Origin of the sequence: Cellulomonas sp. ES6, from assembly GCF_030053835.1 — a bacterium.
Classification (GTDB): domain Bacteria; phylum Actinomycetota; class Actinomycetes; order Actinomycetales; family Cellulomonadaceae; genus Cellulomonas.
On sequence record NZ_CP125655.1, the window covers coordinates 3892420 to 3909315 of the forward strand.

The 16896-nt window shown below is 75.9% G+C and carries 14 protein-coding genes and 1 pseudogene; all 15 read left to right on the forward strand.

Translation table 11 applies throughout. From position 1 onward, the window contains the following. The first annotated feature begins 62 nt into the window (after window positions 1-62). The 15 genes and pseudogenes from P9841_RS17970 to trmD all read left to right on the forward strand — a co-directional run bounded on the left by P9841_RS17970 (window position 63) and on the right by trmD (window position 16843). Window positions 63-1748, forward strand: coding sequence for an MDR family MFS transporter (locus P9841_RS17970; RefSeq protein WP_283319942.1), 1686 nt, complete (start codon window positions 63-65; stop codon window positions 1746-1748). A 9-nt stretch (window positions 1749-1757) separates the two neighbouring features. Continuing rightward, window positions 1758-2177, forward strand: coding sequence for a DUF4233 domain-containing protein (locus P9841_RS17975; RefSeq protein ID WP_283319943.1), 420 nt, complete (start codon window positions 1758-1760; stop codon window positions 2175-2177). Between the two features lie 10 nt (window positions 2178-2187). Further along, complete coding sequence (gene ndk, locus P9841_RS17980) at window positions 2188-2619, forward strand: nucleoside-diphosphate kinase (protein ID WP_283319944.1); 432 nt, start codon at window positions 2188-2190, stop codon at window positions 2617-2619. A gap of 61 nt (window positions 2620-2680) precedes the next feature. Beyond that, window positions 2681-6253 (forward strand): chromosome segregation protein SMC, encoded by a 3573-nt coding sequence (gene smc / locus P9841_RS17985; RefSeq protein ID WP_283319945.1) that lies wholly within the window; start codon window positions 2681-2683, stop codon window positions 6251-6253. A gap of 92 nt (window positions 6254-6345) precedes the next feature. Then, entirely contained in the window at window positions 6346-6858 is a 513-nt protein-coding gene (locus P9841_RS17990) for a hypothetical protein (RefSeq protein ID WP_283319946.1), read from the forward strand. Between the two features lie 22 nt (window positions 6859-6880). Beyond that, window positions 6881-8080: a signal recognition particle-docking protein FtsY gene (ftsY, locus tag P9841_RS17995; RefSeq protein ID WP_283319947.1), complete on the forward strand. Its 1200-nt coding sequence runs from the start codon at window positions 6881-6883 to the stop codon at window positions 8078-8080. Window positions 8081-8260: 180 nt separating this feature from the next. Continuing rightward, on the forward strand, window positions 8261-9568 hold the full coding sequence (locus P9841_RS18000) for an ammonium transporter (RefSeq protein WP_283319948.1): 1308 nt from the start codon (window positions 8261-8263) through the stop codon (window positions 9566-9568). Further along, on the forward strand, window positions 9565-9906 hold the full coding sequence (locus P9841_RS18005) for a P-II family nitrogen regulator (protein ID WP_222169764.1): 342 nt from the start codon (window positions 9565-9567) through the stop codon (window positions 9904-9906). Before P9841_RS18000 ends, P9841_RS18005 begins: the two co-directional genes overlap by 4 nt. A gap of 38 nt (window positions 9907-9944) precedes the next feature. Then, window positions 9945-11711: a [protein-PII] uridylyltransferase gene (locus P9841_RS18010; RefSeq protein ID WP_283319949.1), complete on the forward strand. Its 1767-nt coding sequence runs from the start codon at window positions 9945-9947 to the stop codon at window positions 11709-11711. A gap of 27 nt (window positions 11712-11738) precedes the next feature. Further along, complete coding sequence (ffh, locus tag P9841_RS18015) at window positions 11739-13340, forward strand: signal recognition particle protein (protein ID WP_283319950.1); 1602 nt, start codon at window positions 11739-11741, stop codon at window positions 13338-13340. 34 nt (window positions 13341-13374) lie between these two features. After that, window positions 13375-14466 carry an amidohydrolase family protein gene (locus P9841_RS18020; protein WP_283319951.1) on the forward strand — a complete coding sequence of 364 codons (1092 nt, stop codon included), beginning with the start codon at window positions 13375-13377 and terminating at the stop codon, window positions 14464-14466. A gap of 209 nt (window positions 14467-14675) precedes the next feature. Then, window positions 14676-15107 carry a 30S ribosomal protein S16 gene (gene rpsP, locus P9841_RS18025; protein ID WP_283319952.1) on the forward strand — a complete coding sequence of 144 codons (432 nt, stop codon included), beginning with the start codon at window positions 14676-14678 and terminating at the stop codon, window positions 15105-15107. After that, window positions 15107-15346, forward strand: coding sequence for an RNA-binding protein (locus tag P9841_RS18030; RefSeq protein WP_222169759.1), 240 nt, complete (start codon window positions 15107-15109; stop codon window positions 15344-15346). The genes rpsP and P9841_RS18030 overlap by 1 nt, the downstream gene beginning before the upstream one ends. Window positions 15347-15502: 156 nt before the next feature. Further along, entirely contained in the window at window positions 15503-16066 is a 564-nt protein-coding gene (gene rimM, locus P9841_RS18035; protein ID WP_283319953.1) for a ribosome maturation factor RimM, read from the forward strand. 1 nt (window position 16067) lies between these two features. Further along, window positions 16068-16843: pseudogene (trmD, locus tag P9841_RS18040) on the forward strand (tRNA (guanosine(37)-N1)-methyltransferase TrmD). Window positions 16844-16896: the final 53 nt, after the last annotated feature.

Consider the following 16896-nt stretch of genomic DNA (forward strand, 5'->3'; position numbering starts at 1 on the left):
GGCGCCGCACCGGCCGCAGCCGGTCGGCGGCGCGCCACGGCGCGCCCACGAGAGGACCCCCCATGGCGACCACCGCCCCCGCCCGCGACGAACCGCTGGTCGAGCTGACCCAGCGCCGGATCTGGCTGATCTTCGGCGCCCTGCTGGCCAGCATGCTGCTGTCCTCGCTCGACCAGTCCATCGTCGGCACGGCGATGCCCACCATCGTCGGCGAGCTGAACGGCGTCGAGCACCAGGGCTGGGTCGTGACGATCTACATCCTGGCGATCGCGATCGTCATGCCGCTGTACGGCAAGTTCGGCGACCTGTGGGGCCGGCGCTGGCCGTTCCTCGTCGCGATCGGCCTGTTCACGCTCGCCTCGGCGGGCGCCGGCTTCGCCCAGTCGTTCGGGGAGCTCGTCGCGTGGCGCGGCGTCCAGGGACTCGGCGGCGGCGGCCTGATCATCCTGTCGCAGGCGATCATCGCGGACATCGTCCCGGCCAAGGAGCGCGGCAAGTACATGGGGCCGATGGGCGCGATGTTCGGCGTCGCCGCGGTGGCCGGGCCCCTGCTCGGCGGGCTGTTCACGGACCACGCCGACTGGCGGTGGTGCTTCTGGATCAACATCCCGGTCGGCATCGCGGCGTTCGTCACGGCCTGGTTCACGCTGACGCTGCCCTCCCACCGCTCCGGGCGGCGCCTGGACGTCGCCGGCATCGTGCTGCTGACGCTCGCCACGTCCGGGATCGTCCTGGTCACGTCGTGGACGTCGCTGACCGGTGAGGGCGGCTACGACTGGTCCGACGCCCGGCTCGTCGGCCTGCTCGTCGGCACGCTCGTCGCGATCGCCCTGTTCGTCGGCGTCGAGCTGCGGGCGCAGGAGCCGCTCCTGCCGCTGCGGCTGTTCCGCAACCGGACCTTCGCGCTCGCCACCGGCATCGGCCTGGTCATCGGCATGGGCATGTTCGCGTCGCTGGCGTTCCTGCCGACGTTCCTGCAGATGTCCACCGGCTCGGGCGTCACGGAGTCCGGCCTGCTCATGCTCCCGATGACGGTCGGCGTCATGCTCACCGCCATCGGCTCGGGCGTGGCGATCACCCGCACCGGGCGCTACCGGGCGTTCCCGATCGCCGGCATGGCGGTGACCACGGTCGGCCTGGCGTGGCTCACCACGATCACCGGCGACATGTCGATGGTGCTGTTCGGCGTGATGATCTTCGTCCTGGGCGCCGGGCTCGGCCTCGTGATGCAGACGATCGTCCTGGCCGTGCAGAACTCCGTCGACCCGCACGAGATCGGCACCGCCACCAGCGCCAACAACTTCTTCCGGGAGATCGGCGCGGCCGTCGGCACGGCGCTGTTCAGCACGATCTTCACCACGCGGCTCTCGACCCGCCTCGAGGACGTGTTCGCGGGCGTGCCGGCGGGCGGTGCCGACGCGGCGGGCGGTGCCGACTCGCTGACCCCCGCGCTCGTCGCGCAGCTCCCCGACGCGCTCCGCGACGGCGTCGTCACCGCGTACACCGAGGCGCTCGCGCCGGCGTTCTGGTACCTCGTGCCGCTGCTCGCCCTCGGCTTCGTGCTGACGCTGTTCCTGCGCGAGGTGCGGCTGTCCGACGTGGCCGGGATGGTCGCGCGCGGCGAGGCCACGGCGGCGCCCGCGCGGCGCGCGACGGAGCCGGAGGCGGAGCGCGCGGCGGCGTCGGCGGGCGGCCCGTCGGGCTCCGCGGGAGCCGGCGGCCCCGGGTCCTCCGACGGCCCCCGGTAGCCTGCCGAGGTGACCTCCCCGCACGCCGCGCGGCCCGCGCGCCCGAAGCGTCCCGCCAAGCCCCAGTTCGCCTCGACCATCCTGGTCCTGGAGGGCGTGCTGGTGCTGTTCGCGGCGCTCACGGCGCACGGCCTCGCGGCGGCGGGGGTCCTGGGCACCCCGCCGGGGGTGCTGTGGCCGGTCGCCGGGCTGGTGTTCGTGGTCCTCGTCGTGCTGTCGCGCCTCGTGACCGTCCCGGGCGGGTACGTCGCCGGGTCGGTGGCGCAGGTGCTGGTGCTCGCGTGCGGGTTCGTGGTGCCGCTGATGTTCGCCCTCGGCGTGCTGTTCGCGGTGCTCTGGGCGGTGTCGCTGCGGCTCGGCGCGCGCATCGACCGGGAGCGCGCGGCGTACGACGCGGCCCACCCCGAGCAGACCGGCGCCGCCGGTTAGGGTGACGCCCATGAGCGACATCCAGCGCACCCTCGTCCTGGTCAAGCCCGACGGCGTGAGCCGGGGGCTGACGGGCGAGGTGCTCCGCCGCATCGAGGCCAAGGGCTACACCCTCGTGGCCGTCGAGCTCCGCACCGCCGACGACGACCTGCTGCACGCCCACTACGCCGAGCACGAGGGCAAGCCGTTCTTCGGCCCGCTCGTGGAGTTCATGAAGTCCGGTCCGGTCCTGGCGGTCGTCGCCGAGGGCCACCGCGTCATCGAGGGGTTCCGTTCCCTGGCCGGTGCCACCGACCCGACGGCCGCCGCCCCGGGCACGATCCGCGGCGACCTCGGCCGCGAGTGGGGCCTGAAGGTGACGCAGAACCTCGTGCACGGCTCGGACTCCCCGGAGTCGGCCGCCCGCGAGATCGGGCTGTGGTTCCCCGCCCTGGCCCGCTGAGCCCGCGGACCGGCCCGGTGCCTCCGGGTCCCGGGCCGGTGCCGCCACTAGGCTGCCGCCCGTGCACCTGAAGACGCTCACCCTGCGGGGGTTCAAGTCGTTCGCCTCGGCGACGACGCTGCACCTCGAGCCCGGGGTGACCTGCGTCGTGGGCCCGAACGGGTCCGGCAAGTCGAACGTCGTCGACGCGCTCGCGTGGGTGATGGGGGAGCAGGGCGCCAAGTCGCTGCGCGGCGGCAAGATGGAGGACGTCATCTTCGCCGGCACCTCCGGCCGCCCGCCCCTGGGACGCGCCGAGGTGTCGCTGACCATCGACAACACCGACGGCGCGCTGCCGATCGAGTACACCGAGGTGACGATCTCGCGGACGCTGTTCCGCAACGGCGGCTCGGAGTACGCGATCAACGGGCGGCCGTGCCGGCTGCTCGACATCCAGGACCTGCTGTCCGACTCGGGCCTGGGCCGGGAGATGCACGTCATCGTCGGGCAGGGCCAGCTCGACGCGGTGCTGCGTGCGACGCCGGAGGAGCGGCGCGGCTTCATCGAGGAGGCCGCGGGCGTCCTCAAGCACCGCAAGCGCAAGGAGAAGGCGCTCCGCAAGCTCGACGCGATGCAGGCCAACCTCACCCGACTCACCGACCTGACCGGGGAGCTGCGGCGCCAGCTCGGGCCGCTCGGCCGGCAGGCGGAGGTCGCGCGCAAGGCGCAGACGGTCCAGGCGGACCTGCGCGACGCCCGGGCGCGGCTGCTCGCCGACGACCTGGCGCAGCTCACTGCGACCCTCGAGCAGGAGATCGCCGACGACACGGCGCTGCGGGCCCGGCGGGCCGAGGCGGAGGCCGCGCTGGACGCCGCGCGCGCCCGGCTCGCGGCCCTCGAGCGCGAGGCCGCCGAGGCCGCCCCCGCCCTGGGTGAGGCGTCGGACCTCTGGTACCGGCTGTCCGCGCTGCAGGAGCGGCTGCGCGGCACGGGCTCCCTCGCCGCGGACCGGGCGCGGCTGCTCGGCAGCGCGACGCCGGAGCCGGCCCGCGGGCAGGACCCGGAGGACCTCGAGCGCCAGGCCGAGCGGGTGCGAGCCGCCGAGGCGGAGCTCACCGCGGAGGTCGACGCGGCGCGCGCGGCGCTGGAGGCCGCGCAGGCCGCCCGGCAGCAGGCGGAGGAGGACGCCGCCACCGCCGAGAGGGCCCTGGCCACCGTGCTGCGGGGCGCCGCCGACCGCCGCGAGGGGCTCGCCCGGCTCGCCGGCCAGGTGGGCGCCCGGCGCAGCCGCCTGGAGGCCACCGAGGCGGAGATCGGGCGGCTGCGCGCGACGCTCGCGGAGGCGGAGCGGCGCGGGCACGAGGCGACCGTCGAGTTCGCCGCCCTGGAGACGCAGGTCGCCGGCGTCGAGGAGGGCGAGGAGGGCCTGGACGCCGCCCACGAGGCCGCGGCGGACGCCGTCGAGACGACCGCCGCGCGGGTCGCCGAGCTGGAGCAGGCGCTGGACGAGGCCGAGCGCGAGCGCGCGGCGCTGGAGTCGCGCATCGAGACGCTCGAGCTGTCCCTGACCCGCAAGGACGGGGCCGGGGCGCTGCTCGCCTCCGACGGCCTGCCGGGCGTCGTCGGGTCGCTCGCCGCGCTCATCGCGGTCGCCGCGGGCGACGAGGACGCGATCGTCGCGGCGCTCGGCGCGTCGGCCGACGCCGTCGCGGTCGAGTCCGTGGAGGCCGCCGTCGACGCCATCCGGTACCTGCGTGAGCAGGACGCCGGGCGTGCGGGGCTCGTCGTGGCGGCGGGCGACGCCGGGACCGCCGCCGCGGGGCAGGGCGCGGCGCCGTCCGGTGCCGCGTGGGCCCTGGACCTCGTCCAGGCGCCGCCCGCCGTGCTGCCCGCGGTGCGCCGGCTGCTCAGCGACGTCGTGGTGGTCGACGACCTCGTCGCCGCACGGGGGGTGCTGCGCGACCGGCCCGACCTGGTGGTCGCGACGCGCGGCGGCGACGTGCTGGCCGCGCACCGGGCGTCCGGCGGCTCCGCGACCGCGCCGAGCGCGTTGCACCTCCAGGCCGCGCTGGACGCGGCGCGCCAGGGCGTCCAGGACGCCGCCGCCCGCGCCGAGCAGGCCCGGTTCGCGCTGGTCGGGGCGCGCGAGGCCCAGGAGTCGGCGCGCGCGGCCCACCAGGACACGCTGGAGCGGCTGAACGAGTCCGACGCGGCGCTCGCGGCGGTCGCCGAGCAGCTCGGGCACCTCGGTGCGACCGCCCGGGCGGCCCGCGCCGAGGCGGAGCGGGTCCAGGCGTCGCTCGCCGCGGCCGAGCAGGCGCTCGCCGAGGGCGCCGCGGAGCTGGCCGGGCTCACCGAGCGGCTCGCGGCCGCCGAGGCCGAGCCCGCCGACACCGACGCGGCGATCGAGGAGCGCACGGTGCAGCGGGACGCCGCGGCCGAGGCCGCCTCGGCCGCCCGGGGCCGGGAGACGGAGGCCCGGCTGACCCTGCGGACGTCGGAGGAGCGCGCCCGTGCGCTCGCGGGCCGCGCGGAGTCGCTGGACCGGGCCGCCCGCACGGAGCGCGCCGCCCGCGAGCGCGCCGCCGAGCGCGAGCGGACGCGCGCCCGCCACGCCGCGGTCGCCACGGCGGTGGCCCAGGGCGCCGGCCAGGCGCTGCGCGCCGTCGAGCACGCCCTGGCCCGTGCGGCCGACGAGCGCGCCGCCGCGGAGGCCGCCCGCGCCGAGCGGGACACGGCCCTGGTCGCCGTGCGGACGCAGGTCGACGAGCGCCAGCGCGAGGTCGCCCAGCTCACGGACGCCGCCCACCGCGACGAGGTCGCGCGCGCCGAGCAGCGGCTGCGCATCGAGCAGCTCCAGGCCCGGGCCGTCGAGGAGCTCGGCACCGACCCGGCCGTGCTCGTCGAGGAGTTCGGCCCGCACCGGGCCGTCCCCGTGCCGGCCCCGGCCGACGCCGACCCCGACGCGCCCACCGAGGTGCCGTACGTCCGGGCGGAGCAGGAGAAGCGGCTGCGGGCGGCCGAGCGCGCGCTCGCCCAGCTCGGCCGGGTCAACCCGCTGGCGCTGGAGGAGTTCGCGGCGCTCGAGGAGCGGCACAAGTTCCTCGTGGAGCAGCTCGCCGACCTGAGGAAGTCGCGCGCGGACCTGCTGGAGATCGTCCAGGAGATCGACGAGCGCGTGGAGCAGGTGTTCGCCGAGGCGTACCGGGACACCGCCGCGCAGTTCGACCGGGTCTTCCCGCGGCTGTTCCCCGGCGGCGAGGGCCGCCTGGTCCTGACCGACCCCGGCGACATGCTCACCACCGGCATCGAGGTGGAGGCGCGTCCGGCGGGCAAGAAGGTCAAGCGGCTGTCGCTGCTGTCCGGCGGCGAGCGGTCCCTGACGGCCGTCGCGCTGCTGGTGTCGATCTTCAAGGCCCGCCCGAGCCCGTTCTACGTCATGGACGAGGTGGAGGCCGCGCTGGACGACGCGAACCTCGGCCGGCTCCTGGAGATCTTCCGCGAGCTGCAGGAGGACTCCCAGCTCATCGTCGTCACGCACCAGAAGCGCACCATGGAGATCGCCGACGCGCTCTACGGCGTGACGATGCGCGGCGACGGGGTGACCACCGTCATCAGCCAGCGGCTGCGGGACGAGGCCGCCGCACCCGCGTGAGGCGCAGGCCGGCGTGAAGATCTCGTGCCGGTTCGCCCCGGATCCGGCGGGTGCCCGGGCAGTTCCCAGGAAGCCGTCGGACAATTGATCCCATGAGCGCGTACGCATGGGGGATCGGGCTGGCGCTGCTGGCCGCGGTGGGCGTGATCGTGGCGGCGAACGCCGCCGAGGGGGGCCGCGAGGGGCTGCGCACGTTCTGGCAGGACCTGCGCGGCGGCCTGCGACGGGACAAGGACGCCGAGCCGGTCGACCGGGACGACGCCGAGCCGGTGGACGTGCCGTTCGAGCAGATGTTCGCCGAGGCGTCCCAGCCCGACGACGGCTACCTCCAGCTGGACGAGCTGGCGGACATGCTGGAGCGCACGGGCGAGCGGGCCGGCCGGCTGCTGCCCGGCCGCTCGGGCACCCGCGAGCACGGCCACGACCCGGACCGCCCGACGGACCGCCCCGCGGTGCCCCGCCCGCACGACCGGCACCCGCGGCTGCCTCGCCCGGTGCACGTCCCCGCCGCCGCGCGGCGCTCGGGGCACACGCCCGCCCGCGTCGCCGCCGACGAGCGCCCGCCGGCCGTCCCGCCGCGGCCGCGCGACGGCGACGACGGCTGACACGGGCTGACACACTGTCCCGGTGGACTCGAACGACCTCCTGACCCTGCTCCTCGTCGGCGTGCCGGCGCTCGCCGTCCTCGGCGGCGGCGCCGCCGTGCTGACCCGCCGCCGACGGCCCGGGGGGACGCAGGACGCCGCCGGCCCGACGGCCGTCGAGGACCGTCCCGCCGCCCCGGCCGGCACGGCGGAACCCGGGGCGGAGGCGCCCGCCCCCACGGCGCCCGCCCCCACGGCGCCCGCCCCCGAGGACGCCGCGGCGCCGCCCGCGATCGAGGTGCCGGCCCCGGCCGCCGGCCGGCTCGCCCGGCTGCGCGACCGCCTCGCCCGCTCCGGCTCGCCGCTCGGCGCGCGCATGCTCCAGGTGCTGTCCCGCGACCACCTCGGCGAGGACGACTGGGACGAGCTCGAGGAGACCCTGCTCCTGGCGGACGTCGGTGCCGGCCCGTCGGCGGACCTCGTGGACGCCCTGCGCACGCAGGCGCGCGTGCAGGGCCTCAAGGACCCGGCCCAGGTGCGCGCGCTGCTGCGCGCGGAGCTGCTCGCCCTCGTCGACCCGGGCCTCGACCGCTCGCTGGCGACCTCCCCGCGGACCGGCGAGGACGGCACGACGCTGCCCGCCGTGGTCCTCGTGGTCGGCGTGAACGGCACGGGCAAGACGACGACGGTCGGCAAGCTCGCCCGCGTGCTCGTCGCCGAGGGCCGTTCGGTCCTGCTGGGCGCGGCCGACACGTTCCGCGCCGCCGCCGCCGACCAGCTCGAGACGTGGGGCTCCCGCGTGGGCGTCCGGACCGTGCGCGCCGACCGCGACGGCGCCGACCCGGCGTCGGTCGCGTTCGAGGCCGTCCGCGACGGGGTGCGCGACGGCGCCGACGTCGTGCTGGTCGACACGGCCGGCCGCCTGCAGAACAAGGCCGGCCTCATGGACGAGCTCGGCAAGATCACCCGGGTCGTGACGCGCACCGCGCCGCTGTCCGAGGTGCTGCTGGTGCTCGACGCGACGACCGGCCAGAACGGCATGAACCAGGCCCGCGTCTTCGCGGAGGTCGCCGGGGTCACGGGCATCGTCCTGACCAAGCTCGACGGCACCGCCAAGGGCGGCATCGTCGTCGCGGTGCAGCGCGAGCTCGGCGTGCCGGTCAAGCTCGTCGGCCTCGGCGAGGGCCCGGACGACCTGGCGCCGTTCGACGCGGAGGAGTTCGTGGACGGCATCCTCGGCTGAGCCGCCCGTCGCCCGGGGAGCGACCGCCGACTGAGACGAACAGCCCGGCGTAACACAATGTTGACGCCGCCCGGGGCCTCGTCACACGCCCGTAACGCGAGCGGCGTCGCGTCGAAACTCCTGTTCAGGACGCTGGACCCCGATCCGGCCGCTCGGCTGGCGAGGGGAGAGGCGTTCCACATGGATCTGGACACCGGAGCGACAGCCTGGATGCTGATGTCAGCGTCCCTGGTGCTGCTCATGACGCCGGGACTGGCGTTCTTCTACGGGGGCATGGTGCGCGGCAAGTCCGTGCTCAACATGATGATGATGTCGTTCATCAGCATCGCCGTGGTGGTCGTCGTGTACGTCTTCTGGGGCTGGTCGATGTCCTACGGCTCGGACGTCGGCGGCCTGTTCGGCAACCCGTTCGACCAGTTCGGGCTGGCGGGCACGATCTGGGACGACAGCGGCGAGTTCCTGCTCGACGCCTACGGCGTGCCGGTGGTCGTCGGCGTCGCGTTCCAGGTGACGTTCGCGATCATCACGGTCGCGCTCATCAGCGGCGCGATCGCCGACCGCGTGAAGTTCGGCACCTGGGTCGCGTTCACCGCGCTCTGGGCGACCGTCAGCTACTTCCCGCTCGCCCACATGGTGTGGGGCGGCGGCCAGCTCTCCGGCGCGGAGAACAGCGTCGCGGCGCTGCTGTTCGGCACCACGGACGGCGCGGCCACGGTCGCCCCGATCGACTTCGCCGGTGGCACCGTCGTGCACATCAACGCCGGTATCGCGGGCCTCGTGCTCGCGCTGATCATCGGCAAGCGCAAGGGCTTCGGCAAGGAGCCGATGCGCCCGCACAACCTGCCGTTCGTCATGCTCGGCGCTGCGCTGCTGTGGTTCGGCTGGTTCGGCTTCAACGCCGGCTCCGCGTTCACCGCCGACGGCAACGCGGGTCTCGCCTGGGTCAACACGACCGCCGCCACCGCGGCCGCCGTCATCGGCTGGCTGGTCACGGAGAAGTTCCGCGACGGGCACGCCACCTCCCTGGGTGCCGCGTCCGGTGTCGTCGCCGGCCTCGTCGCGATCACCCCGGCCGCGGGCACGCTGCGCCCGGTGACGTCGATCATCCTCGGCGTCGTCGCTGGTGTGCTGTGCGCCCTCGCGGTCGGCCTCAAGTACCGCTTCGGCTACGACGACTCGCTCGACGTCGTCGGCGTCCACCTGGTCGGCGGCCTCGTCGGCACCATCGGCATCGGCTTCCTGGCGGCCGACACCGGCCTGTTCTTCGGCGGCGGCGCCAAGCAGCTGGTCGTGCAGACGGTCATCGCGCTGCTCGCCCTGGTGTTCTCGGGTCTGGTGACCCTGGTCATCGGGCTCATCCTGAAGGCCACCATGGGCTGGCGGGTCAGCGAGGAGGCCGAGGTGGGCGGCATCGACCTGGCCGTGCACGGTGAGACCGCATACGAGACGCTGGGCGGAGCCCGCGTCGTGACGGAGGTGAAGGCATGACCAAGCTCGTGTCCGCGGTCATCCAGCCGCATCGGCTCGACGACGTGAAGTCGGCCCTGGAGGCGGCCGGTGTCCGCGGCCTGACGGTGAGCGAGGCGTCCGGGTACGGCCGCCAGCGCGGCCACACGGAGGTCTACCGGGGCGCGGAGTACACCGTCGACCTGGTGCCGAAGGTCAAGATCGACGTGCTGGTCGCCGACGAGGACGCCCCGGGCGTCACCGAGGTGATCGTCAAGGCCGCGCAGACCGGCAAGATCGGCGACGGCAAGGTCTGGGTGGTCCCCGTCGAGGACGTCGCCCGCGTCCGCACCGGCGAGCACGGGGTCGACGCCCTGTGACGACCGGCACGACGACGGCCGGCCGGACCGGCTGACGGATGGCCGACCCGACCGAGGTCCCGCACTCCCCGGAGCTCCCGGGGGTGCGGGACCTCCGCTCTGAGCGGCTCGTGCTCGCCGAGCGGCTGTCCGGCCCGGACGCCGACGGCGGGGCGCGGCGCCGCGCCGTGTCCGACCTGGTGCTGCGGCGCCTGGCGGAGCTGTGGGACACCGCGACCGAGGGTCGCGAGACGCCCGGCATCGGCCTCGGCGCCGTGGGGTCCGTCGGCCGCGGCGACGCGAGCCCGGCGAGCGACCTCGACCTGCTGCTCGTGCACGACGGCCGGGGCCACTCCGCGGAGGAGCTCGCCGGCCTCGCCGACCGGCTCTGGTACCCCGTGTGGGACGCGGGCCTCGACCTGGACCACTCGGTGCGGTCCCTCGCGCAGTGCCGGCAGGTGGCCTCCCGCGACCTCCCGGCGGCGGTCGGCCTGCTGGACCTGCGCCCCGTGGCCGGCGACCCGGGCATCGTGCACCGGGCGCAGTCCGCGCTGCTGGCCGACTGGCGGTCCGCGGCCCGCCGCCGGCTGCCCGAGCTGCTGGCCTCGACGCGGCAGCGCGCCGAGCGGCACGGCGAGCTCGCCTACCTCATCGAGCCCGACCTCAAGGAGGCCCGCGGGGGCATCCGGGACGCGGTGGTGCTCTCCGCGCTCGCCGCGACGTGGCTCACCGACCGGCCGCACGGCGCCGTCGACCGCGCGCACGCGCACCTGCTCGACGTCCGCGACGCGGTGCAGACCGTCACGCGCCGGCACACCAACCGGCTGCTGCTCGCCGACCAGGACGAGGTCGCCGAGCTGCTGGGCGTGGGGGACCGGGACGACCTGCTCGCGAGCCTCGCCGAGGCCGGCCGGGTCATCTCGTACGCCCTGGACACGACCGCCCGCAACGCCCGGCAGGCGCTCGCCCGGCCCGCGCGCCGACCGGTGCTCGTGCGGGGACGTCGCACGCCGCCGCGCCTGCGCGCCGTGGCCGAGGGCCTGGTGGAGCACGACGGCGAGCTGGTGCTGGCCGCGGACGCCCGGCCCGCGGACGACCCGCTGCTGTCGCTGCGCGCGGCCGCGACCGCCGCCCGGACGGGGCTGACGCTGTCGCCGATCACCGTCGCGAGCCTGGAGCGGACGCCGCCGCTGCCGACCCCGTGGCCGAAGGCCGCACGCACCCTGCTCGTGCAGCTCCTCGCCACCGGGCCCGCGCAGGTGCCCGTGTGGGAGGCGCTGGACCTGGCCGGGGTCGTGACCACGTGGATCCCGGAGTGGGCGGGCGTCCGCAACCGCCCGCAGCGCTCGCCGATCCACCGCCACACGGTCGACCGTCACCTCGTGGAGGCCGCCGCCCGCGCGGCCGGGCTGCGCCGCACCGTCGACCGCCCGGACGTGCTGCTGGTCGCCGCGCTGCTGCACGACATCGGCAAGCGCGCCGGCGCCGCGGACCACTCCGTCGAGGGCGCGCGGCTGGTCGGGCCGGTCGTGCAGCGCATGGGCTTCCCGGCGGCGGACGTGGCCGACGTCGAGCTGCTGGTGCGGCACCACCTCACGCTCGCCGACCTGGCGACCGGCGCGGACCCCGACGACCCGGCCACCGTCGAGGTGCTCCTGGCCGCCGTGGACCACCGGCCGGACCTGCTGGCGCTGCTGCGCGCGCTGACGGAGGCGGACGCGTCGTCGGCCGGCCCCACGGCCTGGACCGCGTGGCGGGCGCAGCTCGTGGACGACCTCGTGGCGCGGGCGACCACCCGGCTGGCGGGTACGCTGGGACGTCCCTGACCGCCGAGAGAGCGTGAGGATCGCGCGGTGTTCGCCACCCTGTCCGACCGACTGACGTCGACCTTCAAGAACCTGCGCTCCAAGGGGCGGCTGTCCGAGGCGGACATCGACGCCACCGTGCGCGAGATCCGCCGGGCGCTGCTCGACGCGGACGTCGCCGTCCCCGTCGTCCGGCAGTTCACCGGAGCCGTGCGCGAGCGGGCGCTGTCGGCCGAGGTGTCGGGCGCGCTGAACCCCGCCCAGCAGGTCGTCAAGATCGTCAACGACGAGCTGGTGACGATCCTCGGCGGCGCGAACCGGCCGCTGACGCTCGCCAAGAACCCGCCGACGGTCATCCTGCTCGCCGGCCTCCAGGGCGCGGGCAAGACGACGCTCGCCGGCAAGCTCGCCCTGCACCTCAAGGGCCAGGGTCACACCCCGATGCTGGTCGCCGCCGACCTGCAGCGCCCGAACGCGGTCACGCAGCTGCAGGTGGTGGGGGAGCGCGCCGGCGTGCCGGTCTTCGCGCCGCACCCCGGCAACCAGGGCTCCGAGCAGGACGTCGTCGTGGGCGCCGACCCGGTGGCCGTGGCGCGCGAGGGCCTCGCGACCGCGAAGGCCCGCCAGCACGACGTGCTGATCGTCGACACCGCCGGCCGCCTCGGCGTGGACGCGGAGCTCATGCGGCAGGCCGCCGACATCCGCGACGCCGTCGACCCGGACGAGATCCTGTTCGTCATCGACGCGATGATCGGCCAGGACGCCGTCGCGACGGCCACCGCGTTCGCCGACGGGGTCGGGTTCACCGGCGTCGTGCTGTCGAAGCTCGACGGAGACGCCCGCGGTGGCGCCGCCCTGTCGGTCGCGTCCGTCACCGGCCGGCCGATCCTGTTCGCGTCGACGGGCGAGAAGCTCACCGACTTCGAGGTGTTCCACCCCGACCGCATGGCGTCGCGCATCCTCGACATGGGCGACGTGCTCACCCTCATCGAGCAGGCCGAGCGCGCGTTCGACGCCGAGCAGGCCGAGCAGATGGCCGGCAAGCTCGCCTCCGGCGAGGGCTTCACGCTCGCGGACTTCCTGCAGCAGATGCAGCAGCTCAAGAACATGGGCTCGATGAAGAAGATGCTCGGCATGCTCCCCGGGATGGGGCAGATGCGCGAGGCCATCGAGAGCTTCGACGAGCGCGAGGTCGACCGGGTCGAGGCGATGATCCGCTCGATGACCCCGGCGGAGCGTGACAACCCGAAGATCATCAACGGCTCCCGGCGCGCCCGCATCGCCGCGGGTTCCGGCATGCAGGTGTCGGACGTCAACGGCCTGCTGGAGCGGTTCGCCGCGGCGCAGAAGATGATGCAGCAGATGGCCCGCGGCGGCGGCATGCCGGTGCCCGGCATGGGCAACCTGCCCGGGACGGGCCGCAAGGGCCGCGGCCGCACGGCGCCGTCGAAGAAGGTCAAGGGCAAGTCCGGCAACCCGGCGAAGCGCGCGGCGCAGGAGCGGGCGGCCGCCGACCGCGCGGCGGGGATCGCGCCCGCGGCGCCGGCGGCGAAGGGCTCGGCGTTCGGCATCGGCGGGCCGGCCCCGCAGCAGCAGGACGCGTTCGACCCGTCGAGCATCGAGGACCTGCAGAAGTTCCTCGGGCGCTGACCGGGGACCTCCGGGGCTCCGCGGGGGAGGCGCCGTGGCCGACGTGCTGCACCTGACCGGGCCGGTCGTCGTCGACGACGACCGGGTCGTGGGCGAGGCGTGGGTCGTCGGCGGGCGGCTGACGTTCGAGCGCCCGCCGGGTGCCGCGGCGACGCGGGTCGACGGCTGGGTCGTGCCCGGGCTGGTCGACGTGCACTGCCACATCGGCCTCGCCGCCGAGGGCGCCGTCGACCGCGCGACCGCGCAGGCGCAGGCCCTCGCCGACCGGGACTCCGGCGTGCTGCTGGTCCGCGACGCCGGGTCGCCCGCCGACACCGCGTGGGTGCACGACCGGCCGGACCTGCCGCGTCTGCTGCGGGCCGGGCGGCACCTCGCGCTGCCGAGGCGCTACCTGCGCCACTACGGCCGCGAGCTCGCGTCGCCGGACGTGCTGCCCGCCGCCGTGGCCGAGGAGGCCGCGCGCGGCGACGGCTGGGTGAAGCTCGTCGCGGACTGGATCGACCGGGACCTCGGGGCCGACGGGGACCTGCGGCCGCTGTGGCCCGCCGACGTGCTGGCCGAGGCCGTGCGGGTCGCCCACGCGGCGGGCGCTCGGGTCACGGCGCACACGTTCGCGCAGGAGGCGCTCGACGACCTGCTGGACGCGGGCGTCGACTGCCTGGAGCACGCCACCGGGGCGACCGACCGGCACATCGACCGGATCGCCGCCGCCGGCGTCCCGGTCACGGCGACGCTGCTGCAGGTCGCGCAGTTCGGGGCCATCGCCGAGCGCGCCGGCCGGTACCCCGTGTACGCCGCGCGGATGCGGCGCATGCACGCCCGCCGGTACGCCCACGTGCGCGACCTGCACGACGCGGGCGTCCCGGTGCTCGTCGGCACCGACGCGGGCGGCACCATCGCGCACGGCCGCATCGCCGACGAGGCGGCCGAGCTGGTGGCCGCGGGGCTGCCGGCGCACGACGTCGTGGCCGCCGCGTCGTGGCGCACCCGCGCGTGGCTCGGCGTCCCGGGGCTCGCGGAGGGGGAGAGCGCCGACCTCGTGGTGTACGACGCCGACCCCCGCCGGGACGTGCGGGTGCTGCGCGACCCGCGCGCCGTCGTGCTGCGGGGCGTGCGCGTGGCGTGACGCCCGCCGCGTCCCGGTGGGTGCGACGGTCGGGGAAGGTCGGGGACGGTTGGGGACCGTGCCCCGCGTCTGGCACAATGACCTGCTGTACTCGGCGCGCCCGGCCCCTCTACCCGCGCGATGCCGTGTCCTCCAGGTCGGACCCGTCCCGCATGCCCCACGTGCAGGACGCGACGACCGCCCCGTAGACACCCAGGAGAGACCACACAGTGGCCACCAAGATCCGCCTGAAGCGCCTCGGCAAGATCCGGGCGCCGTACTACCGCGTCGTCGTCGCGGACTCCCGCACCAAGCGTGACGGCCGCGTCATCGAGGAGATCGGCAAGTACCACCCCACCGAGGAGCCCTCGCTCATCGAGATCTCCTCGGAGCGTGCGCAGTACTGGCTCGGCGTCGGCGCGCAGCCGAGCGAGCAGGTCCTCGCGCTCCTCAAGGTCACCGGTGACTGGCAGAAGTTCAAGGGCCTGCCGGGCGCCGAGGGCACGCTGCGGACCAAGGCCGCCCCGGCCGACGTCCAGGCCAAGGTCGACGCGGTCGCCGCCGACGCCGAGAAGGCCAAGGCCAAGGCGTCCGAGAAGAAGGCCGCCGCCACCGAGGCCCCGGCCGCCGACGAGGCGCCTGCCGAGGACGAGCAGGCCTGATGCTCGCCGACGCGCTGGAGCACCTGGTCCGGGGCATCGTCGACCACCCGGACGACGTGCAGGTGGACGCCCGCACGCTCCGCCGCGGCGACCTGCTCGAGGTCCGGGTCCACCCGGACGACCTCGGGCGGGTCATCGGCCGCGGCGGCCGGACCGCCCGCGCCCTGCGGACCGTCGTCGGCGCGCTGTCCGCCGACGGACCCGTGCGCGTGGACGTCGTGGACGTCGCCCGGCGGTGAGCCGCGCGCCCGTGCCGCCCCGCGCGGCGCGGTGAGACACCGGCACAGGCCCGGTCCCACCAGGGGCCGGGCCTGTGCCGTGCCCGCACCGCCCCCACCGTCCCGCTCCGCCGCGCCCTACCCTGGTCCGAGACCCGGACGCCCGAGAGGAACCCCATGCTGCTGACGGTCGCCCGCATCGGCCGCGCCCACGGACTGCGCGGCGAGGTCGCCCTCGACCTGCGCACCGACGAGCCGGAGTCGCGCCTCGCCGCCGGGACCGTGCTGCCCACCGACCCGCCGGCGCGCGGTCCGCTGACCATCGCGGGCACCCGGGTCCAGCAGGGTCGCTGGTACGTGACGTTCGCCGAGGCGGGGGACCGGACGGCCGCAGAGGCGCTGCGCGGCGTCGACCTGCTGGTGGACGTGGCCGACGAGGACGACGACGAGGACGCGTGGTACCCGCACGAGCTCGCGGGGCTGCGCGCCGAGCACGTCGACGGCCGGGTGCTGGGGGAGGTCGTCGGGCTGGAGCACCTGCCCGCCCACGACGCGCTGGTGCTCCGGGAGACCGGCGGCGCGCGGACCCTGGTGCCGTTCGTCCGGGCGATCGTGCCCGTCGTGGACGTCCCGGGCGGCCGCGTCGTGCTGGACCCGCCCGGCGGGCTGCTGGCCTCCGACGCGGCGAACCTCGTGGTCAGCGACGAGACCTCGGGCACCGGCGCGGGGGACGACGACTGACGTGCGCATCGACATCGTCTCGATCTTCCCGGACTACCTGAGCCCGCTCGGGCTGTCCCTGGTCGGCAAGGCCCGGGCGGCCGGGCTGGTGGACCTGCGGGTGCACGACCTGCGCGACTGGACCACCGACCGGCACCGCACCGTGGACGACACGCCGTTCGGCGGCGGGGCCGGCATGGTCATGAAGCCCGACGTCTGGGGGCGGCGCTCGACGACCTCGTGGACGAGGGCACGCACCTGCTGCTCCCGACGCCGTCCGGGGCACCCTTCACCCAGCGGCACGCCGAGCGGTGGGCGTCCGACGAGCACCTCGTCGTCGCGTGCGGGCGCTACGAGGGCATCGACGCCCGGGTCGCTGCGCACTACGCGAGCCGGCCCGGCGTCCGCGTCAGCGAGTACTCGCTCGGGGACTACGTGCTCAACGGCGGCGAGGCGGCCGCGCTCGTGCTCGTCGAGGCCGTGGTGCGGCTGCTGCCCGGCGTGGTGGGCAACCCCGCCTCGCTCGTCGAGGAGTCCCACGGCAGCGCCGGGCTGCTGGAGTACCCCGTCTACACGAAGCCCCCGACGTGGCGGGAGCTCGACGTCCCGGAGGTGCTGCTGTCCGGGCACCACGGGCGCGTCGAGCGCTGGCGGCGCGACCAGGCCCTCGAGCGCACCGCCGAGCGGCGGCCGGACCTGCTGGAGCGCGTCGACCCGGCCGCCCTCGACCGGGGCGACCGCGAGGTGCTCACCGGGCTCGGCTGGCAGGTCGGCGACGAGGGCGTGACGCAGGGCTGAGCCGGGTCGGCGCGTCCCCGGGCGCGCGGCACCGGTCGGTTTCTCCCGTCCCA

What these genes read in the sequence shown, in the direction of transcription:
- P9841_RS18005 (WP_222169764.1), top strand. Translation starts at nt 9,565, where the DNA reads ATGACCAAGCTCGTGTCCGCGGTCATCCAGCCGCATCGGCTCGACGAC.
- P9841_RS17970 (WP_283319942.1), top strand. Translation starts at nt 63, where the DNA reads ATGGCGACCACCGCCCCCGCCCGCGACGAACCGCTGGTCGAGCTGACC.
- ndk (WP_283319944.1), top strand. Translation starts at nt 2,188, where the DNA reads ATGAGCGACATCCAGCGCACCCTCGTCCTGGTCAAGCCCGACGGCGTG.
- rimM (WP_283319953.1), top strand. Translation starts at nt 15,503, where the DNA reads ATGCTGCTGACGGTCGCCCGCATCGGCCGCGCCCACGGACTGCGCGGC.
- P9841_RS18030 (WP_222169759.1), top strand. Translation starts at nt 15,107, where the DNA reads ATGCTCGCCGACGCGCTGGAGCACCTGGTCCGGGGCATCGTCGACCAC.
- P9841_RS18000 (WP_283319948.1), top strand. Translation starts at nt 8,261, where the DNA reads ATGGATCTGGACACCGGAGCGACAGCCTGGATGCTGATGTCAGCGTCC.
- P9841_RS18010 (WP_283319949.1), top strand. Translation starts at nt 9,945, where the DNA reads ATGGCCGACCCGACCGAGGTCCCGCACTCCCCGGAGCTCCCGGGGGTG.
- P9841_RS17990 (WP_283319946.1), top strand. Translation starts at nt 6,346, where the DNA reads ATGAGCGCGTACGCATGGGGGATCGGGCTGGCGCTGCTGGCCGCGGTG.